A 21,710-nucleotide genomic window follows, 5' to 3' on the forward strand; every position below is an offset into this window, starting at 1 on the left:
GCCGCCTTGTCCGTACGCGAACTGGTGGTGCTCGGCACCGCCAGCCAGGTCCCCACCCGGCACCGCAACCACAACGGCTACCTGCTGCGCTGGGACGGCGAGGGCATCCTGTTCGACCCCGGCGAGGGCACCCAGCGACAGATGCTGCGCGCCGGGGTCGCCGCCCACGACCTGAACCGGATCTGCGTCACCCACTTCCACGGCGACCACTCCCTCGGTCTCGCCGGGGTGATCCAGCGCGTCAACCTCGACAAGGTGCCGCACGAGATCACCGCCCACTACCCGCGTTCCGGGCAGCGCTTCTTCGACCGGCTGCGCTACGCCACCGCCTACCGCGAGACCGTCGCCCTCACCGAGGCCCCGGTCGACAGGGACGGCCCCCTCGACCGCACCCCCGGTTACACGCTGGAGGCGCGGAAGCTGTCCCATCCCGTCGAGGCGTACGGCTACCGCCTGGTCGAACCCGACGGCCGGCGCATGCTGCCCGAGCGGCTGGCCGCGCACGGCATCAAGGGCCCGGACGTCGGCCGCATCCAGCGCGAGGGCGTGCTCGACGGGGTTCCGCTGGAGGAGGTCAGCGAGGTGCGGCGCGGGCAGCGGTTCGCGTTCGTCATGGACACCCGGCTGTGCGACGGGGTGTACGCGCTCGCCGAGGGCTGCGACATGCTGGTCATCGAGTCGACGTTCCTCGACGAGGACGAGGAGCTCGCCGTCGACTTCGGCCATCTGACCGCAGGGCAGGCCGCCCGGGTGGCGCGCGAGGCGGGCGTACGGCACCTCGTCCTCACCCACTTCAGTCAGCGCTACACCGACCCGGAGGAGTTCGGGCGGCAGGCGCGGGCGGCCGGGTACGAGGGCGAGCTGACCGTGGCGCGCGATCTGGAGCGGGTGGCGCTTCCGAAGCGTCGGTGAAAACGCCGTACGATATTTCGATGCCCGTACCGAAAGCCGAACTGCACCTTCATATCGAAGGCACCCTTGAGCCCGAGCTGGCCTTCGCCCTTGCCGCGCGCAACGGTGTCGAGCTGCCCTACGCCGACACCGACGCGCTCCGTGAGGCGTACCGCTTCGAGGACCTGCAGTCCTTCCTGAACCTGTACTACGAGCTCATGGCCGTCCTGCGCACCGAGCGGGACTTCGAGGACCTCGCCGACGCCTACCTCGCCCGCGCCGCCGCGCAGGGTGTGCGGCACGCGGAGATCTTCTTCGACCCGCAGGCGCACATGGCGCGGGGGGTCGGCATGGGCACGGTGGTCGAGGGGCTGTGGCGGGCGCTGGGCCGGAGCGAGGAGACGCACGGTGTCTCGACCCGGCTGATCATGTGTTTCCTGCGGGACGAGTCCGCCGAGTCGGCGCTGGCGACGCTGGACGCCGCGAAGCCGTACCTGGACCGGATCACCGGGGTCGGGCTGGACTCGGCGGAGGTCGGGCATCCGCCGGTGAAGTTCCGGGAGGTGTACGAGGCCGCTGCCGCGCTGGGGCTGCGGCGGGTCGCTCACGCGGGGGAGGAGGGGCCGCCGGAGTACATCACCGAGGCACTGGACGTTCTTGGCGTGGAACGGGTCGACCACGGGTTGCGGTGTGTGGAGGATCCGGTGCTGGTGGAGCGGCTGGTGCGGGAACGCGTGCCGCTGACGCTGTGTCCGCTGTCCAACGTCCGGCTGCGCACCGTGGACACCCTCGCCGACCACCCGCTGCACGCGATGCTCGACGCCGGTCTGATGTGCACGGTCAACTCCGACGACCCGGCGTACTTCGGTGGCTACGCCGGGGACAACTTCGACGCGGTGCGCGAGACCCTGGGCCTCGGCCCGGAACGCCTGCGCGAGCTGGCCCGCAACTCCTTCCTGGCCTCCTTCCTGGAGGACGACGAGGACCTACGGGCCCGGTACCTCGCCGAGGTAGAGGCATACGACTTCGCCTGACCGCGTCACTGCGGGCAGTCGTGCCGCTGGGGGCGGTGCCCCTCAAGCTGCGGGCAGTCGTGCCGCTGGGGCGGCACGGGTGGGCGCAGCGGCGCCCGGTAAGCGCCGGCGAGTGGAACCCACCCCCGGCCGGTCGAAGTCAGCGGGTGCCGGGCGCCCGGGTTGCCGCTGCCGTGTCGTAGGTGCGCTGGGCCGGGGCCGGGGTGCCGTCGAGGGGGATTTCGACGACCGGCTGTTCCGGGGCGCCGACCTCGGGGACCGTGCCCGTCGGGGTGCCCGGCGCCGCCGCGACCACCGCCGCCGGGTGACCACCACGGCGGCGGACCGCACCCGGCAGCAGCGGACGTCCCCCCGTGTGCAGCGCGACCGCGGTCATCGGCAGCGCGACCAGCAGCAGACCGGCCCCGAGCACCGCACCCATCACCGGGAACCCGGCCTGCGCGGACAGCACGCTGCCGGTCAGCGGCCCCGCGGCGGTCCCCAGCGACGACGCCGAACCGACCAGCACCGCCCACCGCCCGCGCGGATCCAGCGAGGCCGCCAGCCCGATCAGGTACGACAGCACCACCGGGTAGATCGCGTTCCAGGCGATCTCACCGGTGGCGAAGCTGCCCAGACCGGTCGCGGAGGCGCTGAGCGCGATGCAGCCGGCGATGAGGACCGTGCCGCCGCCGATGGGCAGCGCCCGCCCCAGCCGCGACCCCAGCGCGCCCGCGCCCAGGACGCCCAGCAGCCCGGCGCCCAGCGCCACCGCGAAGACGACACCCACGGTCGGCTCGGACAGGTGCGCCTGGCCGACCCCGATGCGTCCGCTCACGCCCCACAGCGCGTTCTGCGCGAGCGACCACAGCAGCATGGTGCCGGCGAGGACCACGCCCGAACGCCGGTGCGGCAGCCGGGCGGCGGCGGTGTCGTCGGGCCCGGTGCGGCGCGGACCGGGCGTGCCGGCCGGCAGCCGGGACGTCAGCGGCCACACGGCCAGCGCGGTCAGGGCGATGGCGGCCAGGGTGAGTCCGTGTCCCGGCAGCCGCGGCACCGTCAGGTACACCATCCCCGCGAGCGCGGAGACGCTGAGCAGCCCGAGGGCGGACGCCCGGTGCGGGTCGCGTTCCGCGGCGATCCGGGTGGCGGCGACCGTCGTGGCCGTACCCGAGCCGAACCCGCCGATCACCGCGCCGGCGACGACGGCCGGTACGGCGGTGGTGAGGGCGGCCCCGCCGTAGCCGACGGCGGCCAGCAGCAGGCCCAGCCGGGCCAGGGTCCGCGCCCCGACCCGCTCCACGCGCGACGCCAGCAGGAACCCGGCGGTTGCCGAGCTCAGCAGCAGCGCGCTGCCGAGGGCTCCCGCCTGGGTGGCGGAGAGTTCGAGCCCGCGTTCCAGCCGGCCGACGGTGGTCGGCAGCAGATACGGGGCGAGGTACCCGGCCGTGAAAAGGGCGACGAGGGGCCAGGGGGCGGTGCGGGGGGCGAACACGGGCGTTCCCAGGGCGTGCGGAAGGGACGGTGCGGGGACCGTGGGGAGGAGGGGGCGACGACCGTCGACTGACAGGAGCGCGCGGGCAATTTGTATCAAGCGGGGGGAGGGCAACGGGAGCGCGCGAGGTGTGATCTAAACCACTCTTGCGTTTGGGGTTCGGCGAAGCCGGGTAGCAGCGTCCGCTATCGCCAGTGAATGGCCCCGCCACCTGCGGGAATCGTCGTCTCCACCTTCGTCCGGATCTCCCGCATCACGGCGACGATCCGCTCCTCCCGCTCCGGCGTCAGCCGGGCCACGGGCACCGAGCAGCTGATGGCGTCCTGCGCGGGGGAGGCGTACCGCAGGGCGAAGCCGAAGCCGACGATCCCGGGCACGCCCTCCTCGCGGTCCACGGAGTAACCGCGCTCCCGCACCCCGGCCAGATCGGCGGCCAGCGACTCCCGCGAGGTGTGCGTGTTCGGTGTGGCCGCCTCGTACGGCCCCTCGGGCAGCTCCTCGTCCGGCCGCTCCGCCAGCAGCGCCTTGCCGAGCGCGCCCACGTGCGCGGGCAGCCGCCGCCCCACCCTGCTGATCGTCCTCAGGTACTCGTGCGACTCGCGGGTCGCCAGATACGCCACGTCGTGGCCGTCCAGCCGCCCCATGTGGATCGTCTCGCCCAGCGCGTCGGACGCCTCGTCCAGATACGGGCGTACGGCCCGCACGCGCGGGTCCGAGTCGAGGTAGCTGGTGCCGGTGAGCAGGGCGCGGATGCCGATGCCGTACAGCGAGCCGGTGACGTCGGTGCGGACCCAGCCGCGCGCGATCAGGGTCTGCAGCAGCGCGTACATCGAGCTGCGCGGCACCTTCAGCGCGTCCGCCAGCTCCTGGAGGCGTGCCGGACGGTCGCCGCGCGCGGCGAGCAGTTCCAGTACCTCCATCGTGCGCGCGGCGGACTTGACCTCGCGCACGCCCCCTGTCTCCGACATGCGCCGATCGTAGTCCGGTCGCAGTCCGGCGGGAGGAGGTCCGTGCCGGGCCATTGACGGTTGTCGTTCGCCTACTTAACCTTCATTTTCATACATGGATAACGTCTACATGGGGAGATGAGTGAGGGTGAGTCCCGATACGGACCAGAGCGGTACGGCCGCCGTGGCGCGACGCCTGAAGGACGGGATGGCGAACGGGGTGCTGTCCTTCCCGCTCACCGCCTTCCACGAGGACGGCTCCCTCGACCCGGACGGCTTCCGCGCCTACGTCGCCGAACGGATCGCCACCGCCCCCGGCGCCGTCTTCCCCGCCTGCGGCACCGGCGAGTTCTTCTCCCTGGACGAGGACGAGTACCGGCAGGTCGTCACCATCACCGTCGAGGAGAGCGCGGGCCGGGCGCCGGTCGTCGCCGGCGTCGGCTACGGCTGGGCGCAGGCCACCCGCTTCGCCCGCATCGCCGAGGAGGCCGGCGCCGACGCCCTCCTCGTCCTGCCGCACTACCTCGTCGCCGCCCCGCAGGACGGCCTCGTCGCCCAGCTCGAAGCCGTCGCCGCCCGCACCCGGCTGCCGCTGATCACCTACCAGCGCGGCCAGGTCGCCTACACCGCCGACTCGCTCAGGCGGATCGCCGCCCTGCCGAACGTCATCGGCCTCAAGGACGGCCACAGCGACCTCGACCGGCTCCAGCGCCTCACCCTCGCCGCCCCCGAGGGCTTCCTCTTCTTCAACGGCGCCGCCACCGCCGAGATCCAGGCCCGCGCCTACGCCACCGTCGGCGTCCCCGCCTACTCCTCCGCCGTCCACGCCTTCGCCCCCGAGATCGCGAACGCCTGCTTCACCGCGCTGCGCGACGGCGACCACGGCACCGTCGACAAGCTGCTGCGCGACTTCTACGTGCCGTTCGTCGAACTGCGCGACCGCGTCCCCGGATACGCGGTGTCGCTGGTGAAGGCGGCGGCCCGGCTGCGCGGACGTCCCGTGGGCCCCGTGCGCGCCCCCCTCACCGACCCCACGCCCGGCGACCTCGCCGACCTGCGCACCCTGCTCACCGCCGGACTCGACCTCGTAGGAGCCGCCCTGTGACCACGCCGACCTCCCGCGACCTGACCGTCACCGAGGTCCGCCTCACACCGATCCTCGTCGCCGACCCGCCCCTGCTCAACACGCAGGGCGTCCACCAGCCGTACACCCCCCGCCTGATCGTCGAGGTGGTCACCGCCGACGGCACCACCGGCCTCGGCGAGACCTACGGCGACACCAAGTACCTGGACCTGGCGCGGCCCCTCGCGGACCGGCTCGTCGGCCGCCAGGTGGGTGACCTGAACCGGCTGTTCACCGAGGCCGACGAGGTGGCCGTCGACGCCTCCCAGGTCTCCGGGCAGGTCGACGTCGGCGGACTGCGCGGCGTGCAGACCGCCGACAAGCTGCGCCTGTCCGTGCTCTCCGCCTTCGAGGTCGCCTGCCTCGACGCCCTCGGCAAGAGCCTCGGCCTGCCCGTGCACGCCCTGCTCGGGGGCAAGGTCCGCGACGCCGTCGAGTACAGCGCGTACCTCTTCTACAAGTGGGCCGACCACCCCGAGGGCGTGCCGGCGGAGAAGGACGACTGGGGTGCCGCCGTCGACCCGGCCGGCGTCGTCGAACAGGCCCGGACCTTCACGGAGCGGTACGGCTTCACCTCCTTCAAGCTCAAGGGCGGCGTCTTCCCGCCCGACGAGGAGATCGCGGCCGTACGCGCCCTCGCCGCCGCGTTCCCCGGACACCCCCTGCGCCTCGACCCCAACGGCGCCTGGTCCGTGGAGACCTCGCTGAAGGTGGCCGAGGAACTCGGGGACGTCCTCGAATACCTGGAGGACCCCGCGCTCGGCACCTCCGCCATGGCCGAGGTCGCCGCCCGTACCGGCGTGCCGCTCGCCACCAACATGTGCGTGACGACGTTCGCCGAGATCAAGGAGGCGTTCACCCGGGACGCCGTCCAGGTCGTCCTCTCCGACCACCACTACTGGGGCGGACTGCGCAACACCCAGCAGCTCGCCGCCATCTGCCGCACCTTCGGCGTCGGCGTCTCCATGCACTCCAACACCCACCTGGGCATCAGCCTCGCCGCGATGACCCACGTGGCGGCCACCGTGCCCAACCTGCACCACGCCTGCGACTCCCACTACCCCTGGCAGTCGGAGGACGTCCTCACCGAACGCCTCACCTTCGAGAACGGCACCGTGAAGGTCTCCGACGCGCCCGGCCTCGGCGTCGAGCTCGACCGCGACCGGCTGGAAGTGCTCCACCAGCGGTGGCTCGACGACGACGGCTCCCTGCGGGACCGCGACGACGCGGCCGCCATGCGCGTCGCCGACCCGGAGTGGGTCACACCGGCCGTGCCGCGCTGGTGATCCTTCCAGGGGTGAACATGGAGTGACGGCCATCACGCTGTCGGTGGCGTGGTGCACACTGGCTGGAACCGCACCACGTCAGGGAGCGCACCGTGATGGCGTCCACCCGGAAGGCACGCATCGAGGGATCGCACTGCTCGTCCCAGGTCGATCCCCTCGCCGCCCTGCGCGCACCGGACGACCCGCCCTGGGACGTCTACCTCACCGGCACCGTCTTCCTCGACATCGTCTTCACCGGGCTCGGCTCCGCCCCGGTGCGCGGGACCGAGTCCTGGGCACGCGGGATGGGGTCGAGCCCCGGCGGCGTCGCCAACATGGCCACCGCCCTGGCCCGCCTGGGCCTGCGCACCTCCCTCGCGGCGGCCTTCGGCGACGACCACTACGGCGAGTACTGCTGGGACGCGCTGGAGCAGGGCGAGGGCATCGACCTCTCGCTCTCGCGCACGGTCCCCGGCTGGCACTCGCCGGTCACCGTCTCCATGGCGTACGACGGTGAGCGCACGATGGTCTCCCACGGCCACGAACCTCCCCCCGAGGAGCCGGCCCCCGACTGCCCGCCCCGTGCGCGTGCCGCCGTCGCCTCCCTCACGCCGGGCCGCAGCGCGCCGTGGATCGCGCAGGCCGCGCGCAAGGGGGCGCGCGTCTTCGGTGACGTCGGCTGGGACGACACCGGGGCGTGGGACCTGGCCGCGCTGCCCGACCTGCGGCACTGCGAGGCGTTCCTGCCGAACGCGGAGGAGGCGATGCGGTACACCGGCACGGACTGCCCCCGCGCGGCGGCGCACGCCCTCACCGAGCAAGTGCCGGTCGCGGTCGTCACCCTCGGCGCGGAGGGCGCGTACGCGGTGGACCGGCGTACGGGGGAGACGGCGTCGGTGCCGGCGATCGAGGTGGAGGCGCTCGATCCGACCGGGGCGGGGGACGTGTTCGTCGCCGGGTTCGTCACGGGGTCGCTGGCGGGGTGGCCGCTGGCCGACCGGCTCGCCTTCGCGGGGCTCACGGCGGCGCTGTCCGTCCAGGAGTTCGGGGGGTCGCTGTCGGCGCCGGGGTGGACGGAGATCGGGGCGTGGTGGCGGCGGGTGCGGTCGGTCGAGGGGCAGGACCCCTCGGCTCTGGGGCGGTACGAGTTCCTGGCGGGGCTGATTTCGGGGGAACTGGTGCGGCCGTGGCCGCTGCGGCGGGCGGTGCCGACGATCGGCTTCCGCCGGTCGGCCTGAAACGGGGGCCCGCCCCCACGCTTTTGCCGCCGGGGGTCCGCCCCCGCACCCCCGTTGTCGGGGCTCCGCCCCCACGACCCGCTCCGGGGGCTCCGCCCCCACGCCCCCGCCAGGGGGCTCCCGCCCCCTGGACCCCCGGCCTGTGCCCGCCCACCACCCGGCTCGGTCGGCTGGGAAGTGGGCCATGGGCCCGGGGTGCCGTCCCGGCTCGGTGGGTTGGGAGGCGGGCTGTGGGCCTGGGGCACGGTTCCGGCTCGGTCGGCTGGGAAGTGGGCCATGGGCCCGGGGTGCCCTCCCGGCTCGGTCGGCTGGGAAGTGGCCATGGGCCCGAGGCGTTGTCCCGGCTCGGTCGGCTGGGAGGCGGGCTGTGGGTCCAGGGCACGGTCCCGGCTCGGTCGGCTGGGGCGCGGGCCACGGGCCCGGGTCACCGAACCGGCTCGGTCCGTTAAAAGGCCTACAGGGTTGTCACCCCTCCGTCGTACCCTGGGAATCGCGAGGTCGCCCTCAGCCAGGCGGCCGTGACTAGGAGGATCCGCAGGCCTTCAGAGCCGGCCCATGACTCAGACACCCACAGCTCACACCCCCGCGCAGGGGCAGGCGAGAGTGCAGTTCACCGTCCCCGCCCAGCACCCCATGGTGACCGTGCTGGGGTCCGGAGACGCCCTCCTGCGCGTGATCGAGAAGGCCTTCCCGGGGGCCGACATCCATGTCCGGGGCAATGAGATCAGCGCGGTCGGCGACGCGAACGAGGTCGCCCTCATTTCGCGCGTGTTCGACGAGATGATGCTGGTGCTCCGCACCGGGCAGCCGATGACGGAGGACGCAGTGGAACGCTCGATCGCCATGCTCAAGGCGAGCGACAACGGGGAGAGCGACGGCCAGGAGACCCCGGCCCAGGTGCTCACGCAGAACATCCTGTCCTCGCGCGGCCGCACGATCCGCCCCAAGACGCTCAACCAGAAGCGCTACGTCGACGCGATCGACAAGCACACCATCGTCTTCGGCATCGGCCCGGCCGGCACCGGCAAGACGTACCTCGCCATGGCCAAGGCGGTGCAGGCCCTGCAGTCCAAGCAGGTCAACCGCATCATCCTGACCCGCCCCGCGGTCGAGGCCGGCGAGCGGCTCGGATTCCTCCCGGGCACGCTCTACGAGAAGATCGACCCGTACCTGCGCCCGCTCTACGACGCGCTGCACGACATGCTCGACCCCGACTCGATCCCCCGGCTGATGGCGGCGGGCACGATCGAGGTCGCGCCGCTCGCGTACATGCGCGGACGCACGCTCAACGACGCGTTCATCATTCTCGACGAGGCCCAGAACACCAGCCCCGAGCAGATGAAGATGTTCCTCACCCGCCTCGGGTTCGACTCGAAGATAGTGATCACGGGTGACGTGACGCAGGTCGACCTGCCGAACGGCACCAAGTCCGGTCTGCGGCAGGTGCAGGACATCCTGGAAGGCCTGGACGACGTCCACTTCTCCCGGCTGTCGTCCCACGATGTCGTCCGGCACAAGCTGGTGGGCCGTATCGTCGACGCGTACGAGCAGTACGACAGCCAGCACGGCACCGAGAACGGCACCCACAAGGGCGGCCGGGGCAAGTCCGGGCACAAGGGGAAGTAGACCGAGCACCAGATGTCGATCGACGTCAACAACGAGTCCGGAACCGAGGTCGACGAGCAGGCGATCCTCGACATCGCCCGCTACGCGCTCGCGCGGATGCGTATCCACCCGCTCTCCGAACTCTCGGTGATCGTCGTGGACGCCGGCGCCATGGAGCAGCTGCACATCCAGTGGATGGACCTGCCCGGCCCGACGGACGTCATGTCGTTCCCGATGGACGAGCTGCGGCCCCCGTCCAAGGACGACGACGAGCCTCCGCAGGGGCTGCTCGGCGACATCGTGCTCTGCCCCGAGGTCGCCACCAGGCAGGGGCAGGAAGCGGAGACGCGGCACACCATGGACGAGGAGCTCCAACTGCTCACCGTCCACGGTGTGCTGCACCTGCTGGGCTACGACCACGAGGAACCGGACGAGAAGGCCGAGATGTTCGGCCTGCAGGCCGCCATCGTGGACGGCTGGCGCGCGGAGAAGGGCCTCACCGGCCCGTCCCCGGCCCCGACCGTGTCATGAGTCCGACACTCGTCCTCGGCGCGATCGCCCTGGTCGTCGTCGCGTGGCTGGCCGCCTCCGCGGAGGCCGGCATCGCGCGCGTCTCCAGCTTCCGCGCCGAGGAGGCCGTACGCTCCGGCCGCCGGGGCGGCGCCAAACTCGCGCAGATCGCCGGCGACCCCACCCGCTACCTCAACGTGGCGCTGCTGGTCCGCGTCGCCTGCGAGATGGCCGCCGCCTCCCTGATCACCTACGGCTGCCTGCGCGAGTTCGACGGGACCGCCGAGGCACTGCTGATCGCCATCGCGATCATGGTCCTGGTGTCGTACGTCGCCGTCGGGGTCTCCCCGCGCACCATCGGCCGCCAGCACCCGCTGAACACCGCCACGGCCGCCGCGTACGTCCTGGTGCCGCTCGCGCGGGTCATGGGACCGGTACCGAACCTGCTGATCCTCATCGGCAACGCGCTCACCCCCGGCAAGGGCTTCCGTCGCGGACCGTTCGCCTCCGAGGCGGAGCTGCGCGCGATGGTGGACCTCGCGGAGGCGGAGTCGCTGATCGAGGACGAGGAGCGCCGCATGGTGCACTCGGTCTTCGAACTGGGCGACACGCTCGTGCGCGAGGTGATGGTGCCGCGCACCGACCTCGTGGTGATCGAGCGGTACAAGACCATCCGCCAGGCCCTCACCCTCGCCCTGCGCTCCGGTTTCTCCCGCATCCCGGTGACCGGCGAGAGCGAGGACGACATCGTCGGGATCGTCTACCTCAAGGACCTGGCCCGCAAGACGCACATCAGCCGGGACGCCGAGAGCGAACTGGTGTCCACGGCGATGCGGCCCGCGTTCTTCGTGCCCGACACCAAGAACGCCGGCGACCTGCTGCGCGAGATGCAGAAGGAACGCAACCACGTCGCCGTCGCCGTCGACGAGTACGGCGGCACCGCCGGCATCGTCACCATCGAGGACATCCTCGAGGAGATCGTCGGCGAGATCACCGACGAGTACGACCGTGAACTGCCGCCCGTGGAGGAGCTGGGCGAGGACCGCTACCGGGTCACCGCCCGTCTCGACATCGGCGACCTGGGCGAGCTGTACGGCCTGGAGGAGTTCGACGACGAGGACGTGGAGACCGTCGGCGGGCTGCTCGCCAAGCACCTCGGCCGGGTGCCGATCGCGGGCGCCTCGTCCCTGGTCGCCCTCCCCGACGCCCGCGAGCTGCGGCTCACGGCCGAGGCGGCGGCCGGACGCCGGAACAAGATCGTGACGGTGCTGGTGGAGCCGGTGGCCCCGGCGGATCCGGCGGACCCGCCCGCCGACGGGGAGGAGAAGCCGGAGTGACCCCGCAGCAGCTGCGCGCCCTGTGCCTGTCCTTCAACGCGGCGGTGGAGGAGTTCCCCTTCAACCCGGAGACCTCCGTCTTCAAGGTCCGGGGCAAGCTCTTCGCCCTGACGGACCTGGAGGCGCGGCCCCTCAAGGTCAACCTCAAGTGCGACCCGGACGACGCGATCCGGCTCCGCGCCGAGCACCCGGACCTGATCGTCCCGGGCTGGCACATGAACAAGCGCCACTGGAACACGGTGACGGTCGGCGGGACGCTTTCGGACAGTCTGGTCCGGGAGCTGGTCGAGGACTCCTACGACCTGGTCGTGGCGGGACTGCCGAGGGCGGAGCGGCTGAGACTCGACCGGGCGTGACGTACGCGGAAGTGCTCCCGGCGCACACCGAATTGGCCCGACCGGCCCCTCGCCAATGCCGGGGCGCGGCGGCAGAAGGTACTCACGGTGCGCTACGACGCCACCGCTCCGGGCCGCCTGCCAGGGAAACTCGGAGCGGAAGCGTCTTCCTAGGGCGTCCGCCGCTCTCGGCCCCGGCCGCTCAGGTCGGGGCTGACTGCTGTCACACGAACGGGAGGACCCACTCGTCGACGATCTTGTGGATCGCGATGAGGAGGTTGATCAGCGGGAGGGCCAGGGCCACCCGCTTCCCCCACGTGCGCTTGACCCGCTCGAGGCGGCGCTCTCCTTCCTGCTCCTCCTGACGGTCCGGCATCGGTGATCGGCTCCTGGGGGGTGCTGCAAACATGCCCGTGAAGAGTGCGGCATTGCTGCGCCTGCGGCTGCGCACTGAACTTCGCAAGGCCCGCATGGCCGCCGGCCTGACGCAAGGTGAGGTCGCCGGCCGGATGGAGTGGAGTCCGTCCGAGCTCATCCGGATCGAGGCGGGAGAGGTCGGCATCTCGGTCAACGACCCGCGCCCGCTCGCCACGGCCTACGGGATCACGGACCGGCGCAAACTCGAAGAGCTGCTGGACATGGCCCGGGGCAGTCGGCGGCGTCCGCCCACCGCCAGTTCGGGTCGCTGCTCCTGCCGAGTCTGCTGCAGACCGAGGAGTACATGCGGGCCGTGATCGGCACGTACGGCAAGGACATGCCCGAGGGGAGCGTCGACCGCATCGTCGAATCGCGCCTCGCGCGTCAGGAGGTGCTGGAGGGGGAGGAGCGAGAGTTCTCCTTCGTCCTGGACGAGTCGGTGGTGCGCCGCGTGACCGGGGGCCGCGGGGTGATGCGGGCTCAGCTGGAGCGCCTGGCCGAGCTGTCCGCGCGTCCGCACGTCGCGATTCGGATCCTGCCGTTCAGCATCGGCGCGCATCCCGGTGTCCAGGGACCGTTCACGCTGTTCGAGTTCCAGGCCGAGGGGATGGAGGACGCTCTGTTCATCGAGGACTCCCGGGGGCTGACCACCGCCTCGACCTCCGCGGAGGAGGCCCGGCAGTACCTGGAGCGTTTCTGGGAGCTGGAGGACCTGTCGCTGAAGGACGGGGTCGACGTGGTGCTGCGACGTCTCGCGGAGCGCATCGCGGAGGGAGGCGACGAACTGGAGGGCCTGTACGGGCGTCGAGGTCCGCGTCCGTGGCTCGAAATGCCGATGCGGCGACATCGTCGCCGTCACCCCTGCCGTATGGGACTCCTTCCTCCGCTCCCTCGCCGAAGCGCCGTCCGCTCGCCGTACGGAGTCGTGAGGGGTCCGCCCCCGCCACCAGGTGGCCTCCACCCCCCTTCCTTATGCTCACCCCATGACTGAAAGCACCGACCTCAATCCCGAGGACCGCAAGATCGTCACCCTGGCCCGTTCCGCCCGGGCCCGCAACGGTGTGCCCGAGGGGGCCGCCGTACGCGACGAGACCGGCCGGACGTATGTCGCCGGGACCGTGGCCCTGGACTCCCTGAAGCTCAGCGCCCTGCAGACGGCGGTGGCGATGGCCGTGGCGTCCGGCGCGAAGTCGCTGGAGGCGGCGGCCGTGGTGACGGAGGCGGAGTCGGCGTCGCCCGAGGACCGCGCGGCCGTACGGGACCTCGGCGGCCCCTCGACCCCGGTCCTGGTGGCCGGTACGGACGGCGCGGTCCGGGAGACGGTCACCGCGGGCTGATACCACGCGGCGCACCCACCCGTTACCGGCGGTAAGTAGGCCGGAATCCCACCTTGTCGCACGCCGCCTCTCGCGCATCAATGGAACCCGCCGGTACTGACGGCACGTCAGCCGACATGATCGCGGCGGGTCCGGACCCACGCTGCCGAGCAGTTCCCCCCACACGGAAAGGGACCGGAAACCCATGAGAGGCAAGCGATTCGGAACAGGTGTGTCCCTGGCGGCAGGCGCTCTCGCCGTCTGCGGCCTGGCCTTCGCCCCCACCGCCGCCGCCGTCGCCCCCGGGTCGGCGACCGTCAACGCCGACTGCGGAAGCTGGGGCGGCGGCGACGCCACCCTCACGGCGACCCAGAGCGGCACGTCCGCCACCGTCACCATCACCACCTCCGCGGTGACCGCGCCCCTCGCGATCGGCCAGGACTCACTGGTCTCGAGGCTCACCCTGGTGAAGGCCGGCGGTGGCACGGTCACCTTCAGCGGCACCGAGAACCCGGCCATGGCGACCGGCGACGCGCTCGAGGTCGGCCCGCTCACCGGGACCGTGGCCTCCGGCGACAGCCTGGAGGCGTTCGGCGGCACGCTGAAGGTGACGGCGTTCGGCTTCATCACCATCACCTGCACGGCGACCGCGCCACAGGCACCGGGCCCGTTCGTCTTCGACTGATCCCGCCGGGCGGGCGGACCGGGCCCTCACGGGGGCCCGGTCCGGCCCCCGTCCCGGACGGTGGTACGGCGAGGTCTCCCGGATCAGGGACAATGGGCGCCATGAGTGTTCGTACCCAGTCATCCGAGCAGCCCGCCGAAGCTGTCCACCGGGCCGGCTTCGCCTGCTTCGTGGGCCGCCCCAACGCGGGCAAGTCCACCCTCACGAACGCTCTGGTCGGGCAGAAGGTGGCGATCACCTCGAACCGGCCGCAGACCACCCGGCACACCGTGCGCGGGATCGTGCACCGCGAGGACGCGCAGCTCATCCTGGTGGACACCCCCGGACTGCACAAGCCGCGCACCCTGCTCGGCGAGCGGCTGAACGACGTGGTCCGCACCACCTGGGCCGAGGTCGACGCGATCGGTTTCTGCATCCCCGCCGACCAGAAGATCGGCCCCGGCGACCGCTTCATCGCCAAGGAACTGGCCGGGATCAAGAAGACCCCGAAGATCGCGATCGTCACCAAGACCGACCTGGTGGACGGCAAGGCGCTGGCCGAGCAGCTGATCGCCGTCGACCAGCTCGGCCGGGAGCTGGGCATCACCTGGGCCGAGATCATCCCGGTCTCGGCGACCGCGAACAAGCAGGTCGACCTGCTGGCCGACCTCCTGATCCCCCTGATGCCGGAGGGCCCCGCCCTCTACCCCGAGGGCGACCTCACCGACGAACCCGAGCAGGTCATGGTCGCGGAGCTGATCCGCGAGGCGGCCCTGGAGGGCGTCCGCGACGAGCTCCCGCACTCCATCGCCGTGGTCGTCGAGGAGATGCTCCCGCGCGAGGACCGCCCCGCCGACAAGCCCCTCCTCGACATCCACGCCAACCTCTTCATCGAGCGCCCCAGCCAGAAGGGCATCGTCATCGGCCCCAAGGGCAAGCGCCTGAAGGACGTCGGCATCAAGTCCCGCAAACAGATCGAGGCACTCCTCGGCACCCCGGTGTTCCTGGACCTGCACGTGAAGGTCGCCAAGGACTGGCAGCGGGACCCGAAGCAGTTGCGGCGCCTGGGCTTCTGATCACCGGCGCTGCTCGCGCAGCAGTTCCCTGAACCAGGCGTACGACGCCTTCGGGGTCCGTTCCAGTGTGTCGAAGTCGACGTGGACCAGGCCGAAGCGGCGGGCGTAGCCCTCCGCCCACTCGAAGTTGTCCATCAGGGACCACACGAAGTAGCCGCGTACGTCCACGCCCGCCTCCACCGCCCGGTGCAGCGCGCGGATGTGGCCGTCGAGGTAGGTGACGCGGTCCCGGTCGTCCAGGCCGTCGTACGCGCAGCCGTTCTCGGTGATGACCACCGGCGGGAGGCGGTCGCCGTACCGGGCGCGGAAGGTGGTGAGGAGTTCCGTCAGGGCCTCCGGGACCACCGGCCAGCCGAAGTCCGTCACCGGGTGACCCTTGATCTCCCTCACCGAGAAGGGGAGCTCGGCCGGCATCCGGACCCCGCCGAAGTCGATCTCCGTGCCCTGCGGGGCGCCCACGCTCGTCGGCGCGTAGTAGTTGATCCCGTACCAGTCCAGCGGCTCCGCGATGACCTTCAGGTCCGCCTCGACGTCGCCCGGCATCAGCTCGCCGATGCCCTCCGGGTAGCGGCCGAGCAGCAGCGGGTCGGCGAAGAGGCGGTTCAGCAGGAGGTCGTAGAAGTCGGCCGCCGCCATGTCCGCCTCGTCCTCGGAGGCGGGCCAGGTCGGGCCGTGGGAGTTCGCGATGCCGATGTCGTCCGCCCCGGCCGCCCGTAGCGCCCGTACCGCGAGCCCGTGCGCGAGGAGCTGGTGGTGGGCCACCGGAAGCGCGTCGAACAGCAGCTTCCGGCCGGGGGCGTGCACGCCCAGCGCGTGCCCCAGCAGGGTGTGCTCGGCGGGCTCGTTGAGGGTGATCCACTTCGTCACCCGGTCGCCGATCCGCCCGGCGACCTCCGCCACGTACTCCGCGAACCGCTGTGCCGTACCGCGCTCCAGCCAGTCCAGCTCGGCCGGCAGGTCCCAGTGGAACAGCGTCGGCACCGGCCGTACGCCCGCCGCGCACAGCTCGTCGACCAGCCGGTCGTAGAAGTCCAGGCCACCCCGCGCCCGCACCCTCGGCCAGGAGACCGAGAAGCGGTACGCGTCCACGCCCAGGCCGGCCAGCAGCGCCACGTCCTCGCGATGGCGGTGGACGTGGTCGCAGGCCACCGCCGCCGTCGAGCCGTCCCGCACCCGCCCCGGTTCGGCCGAGAACACGTCCCACACGGACGGCTCGCGCGCCTCCACCGCTCCCTCGATCTGGTGCGCCGAGGTCGACACGCCCCACAGGAAACCGGCCGGGAAACGGGGGATCGGGTTCGTCGTCGCCATGGCCCGGATCATCCGCACCCGAGCCAGGCCAAGTCAACGTCCGTGCGGCACAAGCAAGTTACGCACCTTCCTTCAGCACCTTCCTGATCAGCTCCCGCTGCTCGTCCGTCAGCCGGGGATCCGCGCAGTACACCGACCTCCCGTCCACCGTGATCCGGTAGCTGAAACCGTCCGGCACCCCGGCCGGAGGTGTGCCCCGGCCGGTGGCCATGACCCGTTCGGCCAGGGCGTGCCACTCGTGGGCGTCGGCCCGGCCCGAGGTGTCCACCTCGGCCCGCCGCTCGATCCCCGCGAACCCGCCCGTGCGCCGCACCTGAATACGCATGGGTCCGTGTCTAGTACGGAACTACAGCGTCCGCACCCCCACCCGCTCCCAGGCCTTCGACACCGCCTGGAGTTCCTCGCCCTCCCCGTACCGGGCGCGCGCCGCCTTCACCGTCAGCGTCGCGAAGTCCGTGAACTTCGCGTCCTGCTCCAGCTCCCCGCCGGTCAGCACGTCGTACCAGACCTGCCCCGCCCGTTCCCAGGCGTGCCCGCCGAGGGTGGTGGCCGCCAGGTAGAAGGCGTGGTTCGGGATGCCCGAGTTGATGTGCACCCCGCCGTTGTCCCGGCCGGTGCGGACGTAGTCGTCCATCGTCGCGGGCTGCGGGTCCTTGCCGAGGACGTCGTCGTCGTACGCCGTGCCCGGCTCCTTCATGGAGCGCAGCGCCTTGCCCGTGACGCGCGGGGCGAGCAGCCCGGCCCCGATCAGCCAGTCGGCCTCGTCGGCGGTCTGGCCGAGCGTGTACTGCTTGATGAGCGCGCCGAAGACGTCCGACACCGACTCGTTGAGCGCGCCCGGCTGGCCGAAGTAGGTCAGGTTCGCGGTGTACTGCGTGACGCCGTGGACGAGTTCGTGGCCGATGACGTCGACGGGGATGGTGAAGTCGAGGAAGATCTCGCCGTCGCCGTCGCCGAACACCATCTGCTCGCCGTTCCAGAAGGCGTTGTTGTACTCCTCGTCGTAGTGCACGGTCGCGTCCATCGGCAGCCCGTTGCCGTCGATGGAGTCGCGGGCGTACGCCTTCAGCAGCAGCTCGAACGTGGCGCCGAGACCGGCGTAGGCGCGGTTGACGGTGGCGTCCTGGCCGGGCTCGTCGCCCTCGCCGCGCACCTTGGTCCCCGGCAGGTCGGTGCCGTGCCGGGCGTCGTACACGGTGCGCTGCGGCTTGCCGGGCTCGGCCTCGGCGAGCAGGGCGACGGCCGGGGCGCCGGCGACGGTGGTGAGGTGGCGCCGGGTGCGCTCGTGGGCGTCGCGCTGGATGGTGCGGCGCGCGCGCCCGGAGAGCGCGGGGTCGTCGGACTGCGCGAGACGGTCGAGGACGTGCGGCGGGATGATCGTGCAGAAGACGGGCTCGAAGCCCCCGTTCTTGGTCATGTCCGGCACGATGACACTGCGTTGGCCTGCTGTCACTAGGGGCAACCTTGATTGGGTGAAATGCCGTGATTCAGCCGCTGTGGGGGTAGCCCTGTGTTATCCGTGCGGGTGGTTTGTGGCGGATCGCGCAGTTCCCCGCACCCCTTTCGGGTGTGGCGATCCCGCATACTGATACATGCGGCCCGCGTCAGGGAAAGCTCGGCTAGCATGCTCCGCATCATGCGTTTCGGGCTGCTTCTCCTTAGCTGCCGCGGTGAGGGTCCGCAGTAGAGGCCGACCCCCTCCCCGCGGAGTTCGGCGCTGCGCCGTCGGCCGTCCATCAGGACACACCGAGGAGCCCGAAGCATCATGGCGAACCGCCAGCAGCCCAGCCCCATGCCGATCCACAAGTACGGCCGCTACGAGCAGGTCGACATCCCCGACCGCACCTGGCCGGACAAGCGGATCACCACCGCCCCCCGCTGGCTCTCCACCGACCTGCGCGACGGCAACCAGGCCCTGATCGACCCCATGTCGCCCGCCCGCAAGCGCGCCATGTTCGACCTGCTGGTCAAGATGGGCTACAAGGAGATCGAGGTCGGCTTCCCGGCCTCCGGCCAGACCGACTTCGACTTCGTCCGCTCGATCATCGAGGACCCGGACGCCATCCCGGACGACGTCACCATCTCCGTACTGACCCAGGCCCGCGAGGACCTGATCGAGCGCACGGTGGAGTCCCTGAAGGGCGCCAAGCGGGCCACCGTCCACCTGTACAACGCCACCGCGCCCGTCTTCCGCCGCGTGGTCTTCCGCGGCTCCAAGGACGACATCAAGCAGATCGCCGTCGACGGCACCCGCCTGGTGATGGAGTACGCCGAGAAGCTGCTGGGCCCGGAGACGGAGTTCGGCTACCAGTACAGCCCGGAGATCTTCACCGACACCGAGCTGGACTTCGCCCTGGAGGTCTGCGAGGCGGTGATGGACACCTACCAGCCCGGCCCCGGCCGCGAGATCCTCCTCAACCTGCCCGCCACCGTCGAGCGCTCCACCCCGTCCACGCACGCCGACCGCTTCGAGTGGATGGGCCGCAAGCTGTCCCGCCGCGAGTACGTCTGCCTGTCGGTCCACCCGCACAACGACCGCGGTACGGCGGTGGCGGCGGCCGAGCTGGCGCTGATGGCCGGCGCCGACCGCGTCGAGGGCTGTCTGTTCGGGCAGGGCGAGCGCACCGGCAACGTCGACCTGGTCACCCTGGGCATGAACCTGTTCTCCCAGGGCGTCGACCCGCGGATCGACTTCTCCGACATCGACGAGATCCGTCGTACGTGGGAGTACTGCAACCAGATGGAGGTCCACCCACGCCACCCGTACGTGGGCGACCTGGTCTACACGTCCTTCTCCGGCTCCCACCAGGACGCCATCAAGAAGGGCTTCGACGCCATGGAGGCCGACGCGAAGGCCAAGGGCGTCACCGTCGACGACATCGAGTGGGCGGTCCCGTACCTGCCGATCGACCCCAAGGACGTCGGCCGCTCCTACGAGGCCGTCATCCGGGTCAACTCGCAGTCCGGCAAGGGCGGTATCGCGTACGTCCTGAAGAACGACCACAAGCTGGACCTGCCGCGCCGGATGCAGATCGAGTTCTCGAAGATCATCCAGGCGAAGACGGACGCCGAGGGCGGCGAGATCACGCCGACCGCCATCTGGGACGTCTTCCAGGACGAGTACCTGCCCAACCCGGAGAACCCCTGGGGCCGCATCCAGGTCGCCAACGGGCAGACCACGACCGACCGCGACGGCATCGACACCCTCACCGTCGAGGCCACGGTCGACGGCACGGAGACCACCCTGGTCGGCAGCGGCAACGGCCCGATCTCGGCGTTCTTCCACGCGCTGCAGGGCATCGGCATCGACGTACGGCTGCTGGACTACCAGGAGCACACGATGAGCGAGGGCGCCTCCGCGCAGGCCGCCTCCTACATCGAGTGCGCGATCGGCGACAAGGTGCTGTGGGGCATCGGAATCGACGCGAACACCACGCGGGCCTCGCTGAAGGCGGTCGTCTCGGCCGTCAACCGCGCATCGCGCTGACCAGCCGAATCGGCGGTTTGAGGCCCCGCTCGCCGGAGATCGGCGGGCGGGGCCCCGTCATATACCGGCCATATATCTGTGATGGTCACGGAAAGGTCTCGTCCTGGGTACTGACTCCACCTCCTTGATGTGGCTAACATCACGCAAGCGCGGCGACGACGCTGTGGCGGTTATGGAGGTGCGACGTGCTGCCAGGACGGGGACCCAACGGCCGTGCCGCTGCCACCAGACTGTCGCGCCTGCTGGGCACCCGCACCGCGTGGACGGCCGTCGGTGACGGGGAGTTCTTCTGCCCCGGCTGCGGCGGCGACCGCAACTACCAGCGGCTGACCGGACACCGCCGCTTCGCCCTCCTCGGCGTGCCCGTGCTGCCGCGCGGCGGGACCGGACCGGTCGTCGAATGCGCGGCCTGCCGCCGCCACTTCGGCACCGACGTCCTGGACCACCCCACCACCACCCGCTTCTCCGCGATGCTCCGCGACGCCGTCCACACCGTCGCCCTCGCGGTGCTGGCCGCCGGCGGCACCTGCTCGCGCGCCTCCCTGGAGACGGCCGCGGCCGGGGTGCGCGCCGCCGGCTTCGACGACTGCACGGAGGAGCAGCTCGCCGCGCTCGTCGAGGCGCTGGAGGCGGACACCGGCCGCTTCACCGGGGAGCCCTGCACGGCGGGCCTGGCGATCGAGCTGCACGAGGCCCTGGACCCCCTCGCCCCGCACCTCGCCGCGCCGGGCCGCGAGTCGATCCTCCTCCAGGGCGCCCGTATCGCCCTCGCCGACGGCCCCTACATCCCCGCCGAACGCGACGCCCTGGCCACCGTGGGCGCGGCCCTCACCATCTGCTCGGACGACGTGACCCGCCTGCTGGCGGCGGCACGCACGCCGTCCTGATGCGGCGCCGGGACGGCACGGGGCGCATCACAGCACGAGGCATCACAGCACGAGGCACATCACCTCGCGGTCCTCACCCGGACCGAAGTAGTCCCGGCGCATTCCCCCGTCGGGCGGCTCCGGACGGAAGCCCAGGGAACGGTAGAGCAGGATCGCGGCGTCGTTGGCGGGCTCCACGGTCAGCCGGACCCGTTCGGTCCCGCACCGGCGCAGCCGCTCCAGGACCTCCACCATCAGCTCCCGGCCCAGCCCGTGCCGGCGCCGGTCCTCGGCCACGCACAGACCGAGTATCCAGCTGTCCCGGTGGAACGCCGCGGTGGCCGCCAGGACGTAGCCGCGAAGCCGGCCGTCACCGTCGTCGAGGACGAGGAGATGACCGGCGGGACCGGCGTACAGGTCGTGGAGCTGCCGCAGCAGGAACGCCGGATAGGCGACCTCCCGGAAGACCTCCCCGTCGAGCCGCTGGAGTTCGGGCAGGTCGGACTCCCGTGCCGGCCGCAGCAGCGGGGGCGGTGGTTCCGGTAGAGGTGTCGGCCGGGTGAGGCGCTGCTCGTGGTCCAGGGCGCGCTCAAGCGGTTCGGCGGTCATGCCACCCCCAGTCGGGACGTGAGACGTCAACACGGCAGCCGTGGCCGCCGTTCACACGAAGGAGGGAATGGGGACCCCGGTGGCGGCCGGTGGCTGCTTCTGGCTAGAGTGAGCGTCCAACTCGCCACGTGCAAGGGCGAGTTCAGGTGTGACAGGACTGTGCTGGCGTGCGCCTGATGTGCGCCCGGTCACGGCGGACTGGCGT

At 71.6% G+C, this 21,710-nt stretch carries 23 protein-coding genes; 16 read left to right on the forward strand and 7 right to left on the reverse strand.

Annotated features, from left to right (window positions below):
• Positions 1 to 6: 6 nt before the first annotated feature.
• Together AMK33_RS07605 and AMK33_RS07610 are read left to right on the forward strand one after the other, a co-directional pair.
• Positions 7 to 912, forward strand: coding sequence for a ribonuclease Z (locus AMK33_RS07605; RefSeq protein ID WP_073931949.1), 906 nt, complete (start codon positions 7 to 9; stop codon positions 910 to 912).
• 20 nt (positions 913 to 932) lie between these two features.
• A complete protein-coding gene (locus tag AMK33_RS07610) occupies positions 933 to 1,925 on the forward strand; it encodes an adenosine deaminase (RefSeq protein ID WP_073931950.1) in 993 nt (330 codons plus the stop codon).
• Positions 1,926 to 2,064: 139 nt separating this feature from the next.
• On the opposite strand, the gene AMK33_RS07615 is transcribed toward AMK33_RS07610, so the two are convergent.
• Both AMK33_RS07615 and AMK33_RS07620 read right to left on the reverse strand, forming a co-directional pair.
• Positions 2,065 to 3,399, reverse strand: a complete 1,335-nt coding sequence (locus AMK33_RS07615) for an MFS transporter (RefSeq protein ID WP_073931951.1) — start codon at positions 3,397 to 3,399, stop codon at positions 2,065 to 2,067.
• Positions 3,400 to 3,584: 185 nt separating this feature from the next.
• Entirely contained in the window at positions 3,585 to 4,367 is a 783-nt protein-coding gene (locus AMK33_RS07620; protein WP_073932087.1) for an IclR family transcriptional regulator, read from the reverse strand.
• 121 nt (positions 4,368 to 4,488) lie between these two features.
• Between AMK33_RS07620 and AMK33_RS07625 the strand changes: the two genes are divergently transcribed.
• From AMK33_RS07625 to AMK33_RS07655, 7 genes are all read left to right on the forward strand, one after another.
• A complete protein-coding gene (locus tag AMK33_RS07625) occupies positions 4,489 to 5,451 on the forward strand; it encodes a 5-dehydro-4-deoxyglucarate dehydratase (protein ID WP_383460985.1) in 963 nt (320 codons plus the stop codon).
• The gene (locus AMK33_RS07630; RefSeq protein WP_073931953.1) at positions 5,448 to 6,755 is read left to right on the forward strand and encodes a glucarate dehydratase family protein; all 1,308 of its coding nucleotides are present in this window, start codon (positions 5,448 to 5,450) and stop codon (positions 6,753 to 6,755) included. Before AMK33_RS07625 ends, AMK33_RS07630 begins: the two co-directional genes overlap by 4 nt.
• Before the next feature lie 95 nt (positions 6,756 to 6,850).
• Positions 6,851 to 7,972: a carbohydrate kinase family protein gene (locus AMK33_RS07635; protein ID WP_073931954.1), complete on the forward strand. Its 1,122-nt coding sequence runs from the start codon at positions 6,851 to 6,853 to the stop codon at positions 7,970 to 7,972.
• A gap of 555 nt (positions 7,973 to 8,527) precedes the next feature.
• Positions 8,528 to 9,598, forward strand: a complete 1,071-nt coding sequence (locus tag AMK33_RS07640; protein WP_073931955.1) for a PhoH family protein — start codon at positions 8,528 to 8,530, stop codon at positions 9,596 to 9,598.
• A gap of 12 nt (positions 9,599 to 9,610) precedes the next feature.
• A complete protein-coding gene (gene ybeY, locus AMK33_RS07645; protein ID WP_073931956.1) occupies positions 9,611 to 10,108 on the forward strand; it encodes an rRNA maturation RNase YbeY in 498 nt (165 codons plus the stop codon).
• Positions 10,105 to 11,424: a hemolysin family protein gene (locus AMK33_RS07650; protein ID WP_073931957.1), complete on the forward strand. Its 1,320-nt coding sequence runs from the start codon at positions 10,105 to 10,107 to the stop codon at positions 11,422 to 11,424. Before ybeY ends, AMK33_RS07650 begins: the two co-directional genes overlap by 4 nt.
• A complete protein-coding gene (locus tag AMK33_RS07655; RefSeq protein WP_073931958.1) occupies positions 11,421 to 11,780 on the forward strand; it encodes an MmcQ/YjbR family DNA-binding protein in 360 nt (119 codons plus the stop codon). The genes AMK33_RS07650 and AMK33_RS07655 overlap by 4 nt, the downstream gene beginning before the upstream one ends.
• 202 nt (positions 11,781 to 11,982) lie before the next feature.
• Here the strand turns inward: AMK33_RS07655 and AMK33_RS42390 are convergent, their stop codons facing one another.
• Positions 11,983 to 12,135, reverse strand: a complete 153-nt coding sequence (locus AMK33_RS42390) for a hypothetical protein (protein WP_158075113.1) — start codon at positions 12,133 to 12,135, stop codon at positions 11,983 to 11,985.
• 31 nt (positions 12,136 to 12,166) lie between these two features.
• Between AMK33_RS42390 and AMK33_RS43705 the strand changes: the two genes are divergently transcribed.
• From AMK33_RS43705 to era, 5 genes are all read left to right on the forward strand, one after another.
• The gene (locus AMK33_RS43705) at positions 12,167 to 12,493 is read left to right on the forward strand and encodes a helix-turn-helix domain-containing protein (protein ID WP_235618003.1); all 327 of its coding nucleotides are present in this window, start codon (positions 12,167 to 12,169) and stop codon (positions 12,491 to 12,493) included.
• Positions 12,463 to 13,167: a DUF5753 domain-containing protein gene (locus AMK33_RS43710; RefSeq protein WP_235618015.1), complete on the forward strand. Its 705-nt coding sequence runs from the start codon at positions 12,463 to 12,465 to the stop codon at positions 13,165 to 13,167. Before AMK33_RS43705 ends, AMK33_RS43710 begins: the two co-directional genes overlap by 31 nt.
• Positions 13,160 to 13,513 (forward strand): cytidine deaminase, encoded by a 354-nt coding sequence (locus AMK33_RS07665; RefSeq protein ID WP_073931959.1) that lies wholly within the window; start codon positions 13,160 to 13,162, stop codon positions 13,511 to 13,513. Before AMK33_RS43710 ends, AMK33_RS07665 begins: the two co-directional genes overlap by 8 nt.
• A gap of 184 nt (positions 13,514 to 13,697) precedes the next feature.
• Positions 13,698 to 14,177, forward strand: coding sequence for a hypothetical protein (locus AMK33_RS07670; RefSeq protein ID WP_073931960.1), 480 nt, complete (start codon positions 13,698 to 13,700; stop codon positions 14,175 to 14,177).
• 101 nt (positions 14,178 to 14,278) lie between these two features.
• The gene (era, locus tag AMK33_RS07675) at positions 14,279 to 15,232 is read left to right on the forward strand and encodes a GTPase Era (RefSeq protein ID WP_073931961.1); all 954 of its coding nucleotides are present in this window, start codon (positions 14,279 to 14,281) and stop codon (positions 15,230 to 15,232) included.
• Here era and AMK33_RS07680 read toward each other — a convergent pair whose 3' ends face one another.
• Genes AMK33_RS07680 through AMK33_RS07690 form a run of 3 tightly spaced genes read right to left on the reverse strand, consistent with a single transcriptional unit; the run spans position 15,233 to position 17,960 of the window.
• Entirely contained in the window at positions 15,233 to 16,543 is a 1,311-nt protein-coding gene (locus AMK33_RS07680; RefSeq protein ID WP_073932088.1) for a GH1 family beta-glucosidase, read from the reverse strand.
• 58 nt (positions 16,544 to 16,601) lie between these two features.
• Positions 16,602 to 16,868, reverse strand: coding sequence for a protealysin inhibitor emfourin (locus AMK33_RS07685; RefSeq protein WP_073931962.1), 267 nt, complete (start codon positions 16,866 to 16,868; stop codon positions 16,602 to 16,604).
• Positions 16,869 to 16,889: 21 nt separating this feature from the next.
• The gene (locus tag AMK33_RS07690) at positions 16,890 to 17,960 is read right to left on the reverse strand and encodes a M4 family metallopeptidase (RefSeq protein WP_073932089.1); all 1,071 of its coding nucleotides are present in this window, start codon (positions 17,958 to 17,960) and stop codon (positions 16,890 to 16,892) included.
• 348 nt (positions 17,961 to 18,308) lie between these two features.
• Between AMK33_RS07690 and leuA the strand changes: the two genes are divergently transcribed.
• Positions 18,309 to 20,030, forward strand: a complete 1,722-nt coding sequence (gene leuA / locus AMK33_RS07695) for a 2-isopropylmalate synthase (protein ID WP_073931963.1) — start codon at positions 18,309 to 18,311, stop codon at positions 20,028 to 20,030.
• A 185-nt stretch (positions 20,031 to 20,215) separates the two neighbouring features.
• Complete coding sequence (locus tag AMK33_RS07700; protein WP_073931964.1) at positions 20,216 to 20,917, forward strand: TerB family tellurite resistance protein; 702 nt, start codon at positions 20,216 to 20,218, stop codon at positions 20,915 to 20,917.
• Positions 20,918 to 20,959: 42 nt separating this feature from the next.
• Here the strand turns inward: AMK33_RS07700 and AMK33_RS07705 are convergent, their stop codons facing one another.
• A complete protein-coding gene (locus tag AMK33_RS07705; RefSeq protein WP_073931965.1) occupies positions 20,960 to 21,505 on the reverse strand; it encodes a GNAT family N-acetyltransferase in 546 nt (181 codons plus the stop codon).
• Between the last annotated feature and the right edge of the window lie 205 nt (positions 21,506 to 21,710).

The sequence above is a fragment of the Streptomyces sp. CB02400 genome (assembly GCF_001905725.1).
Taxonomy (GTDB): Bacteria; Actinomycetota; Actinomycetes; order Streptomycetales; family Streptomycetaceae; genus Streptomyces; species Streptomyces atrovirens.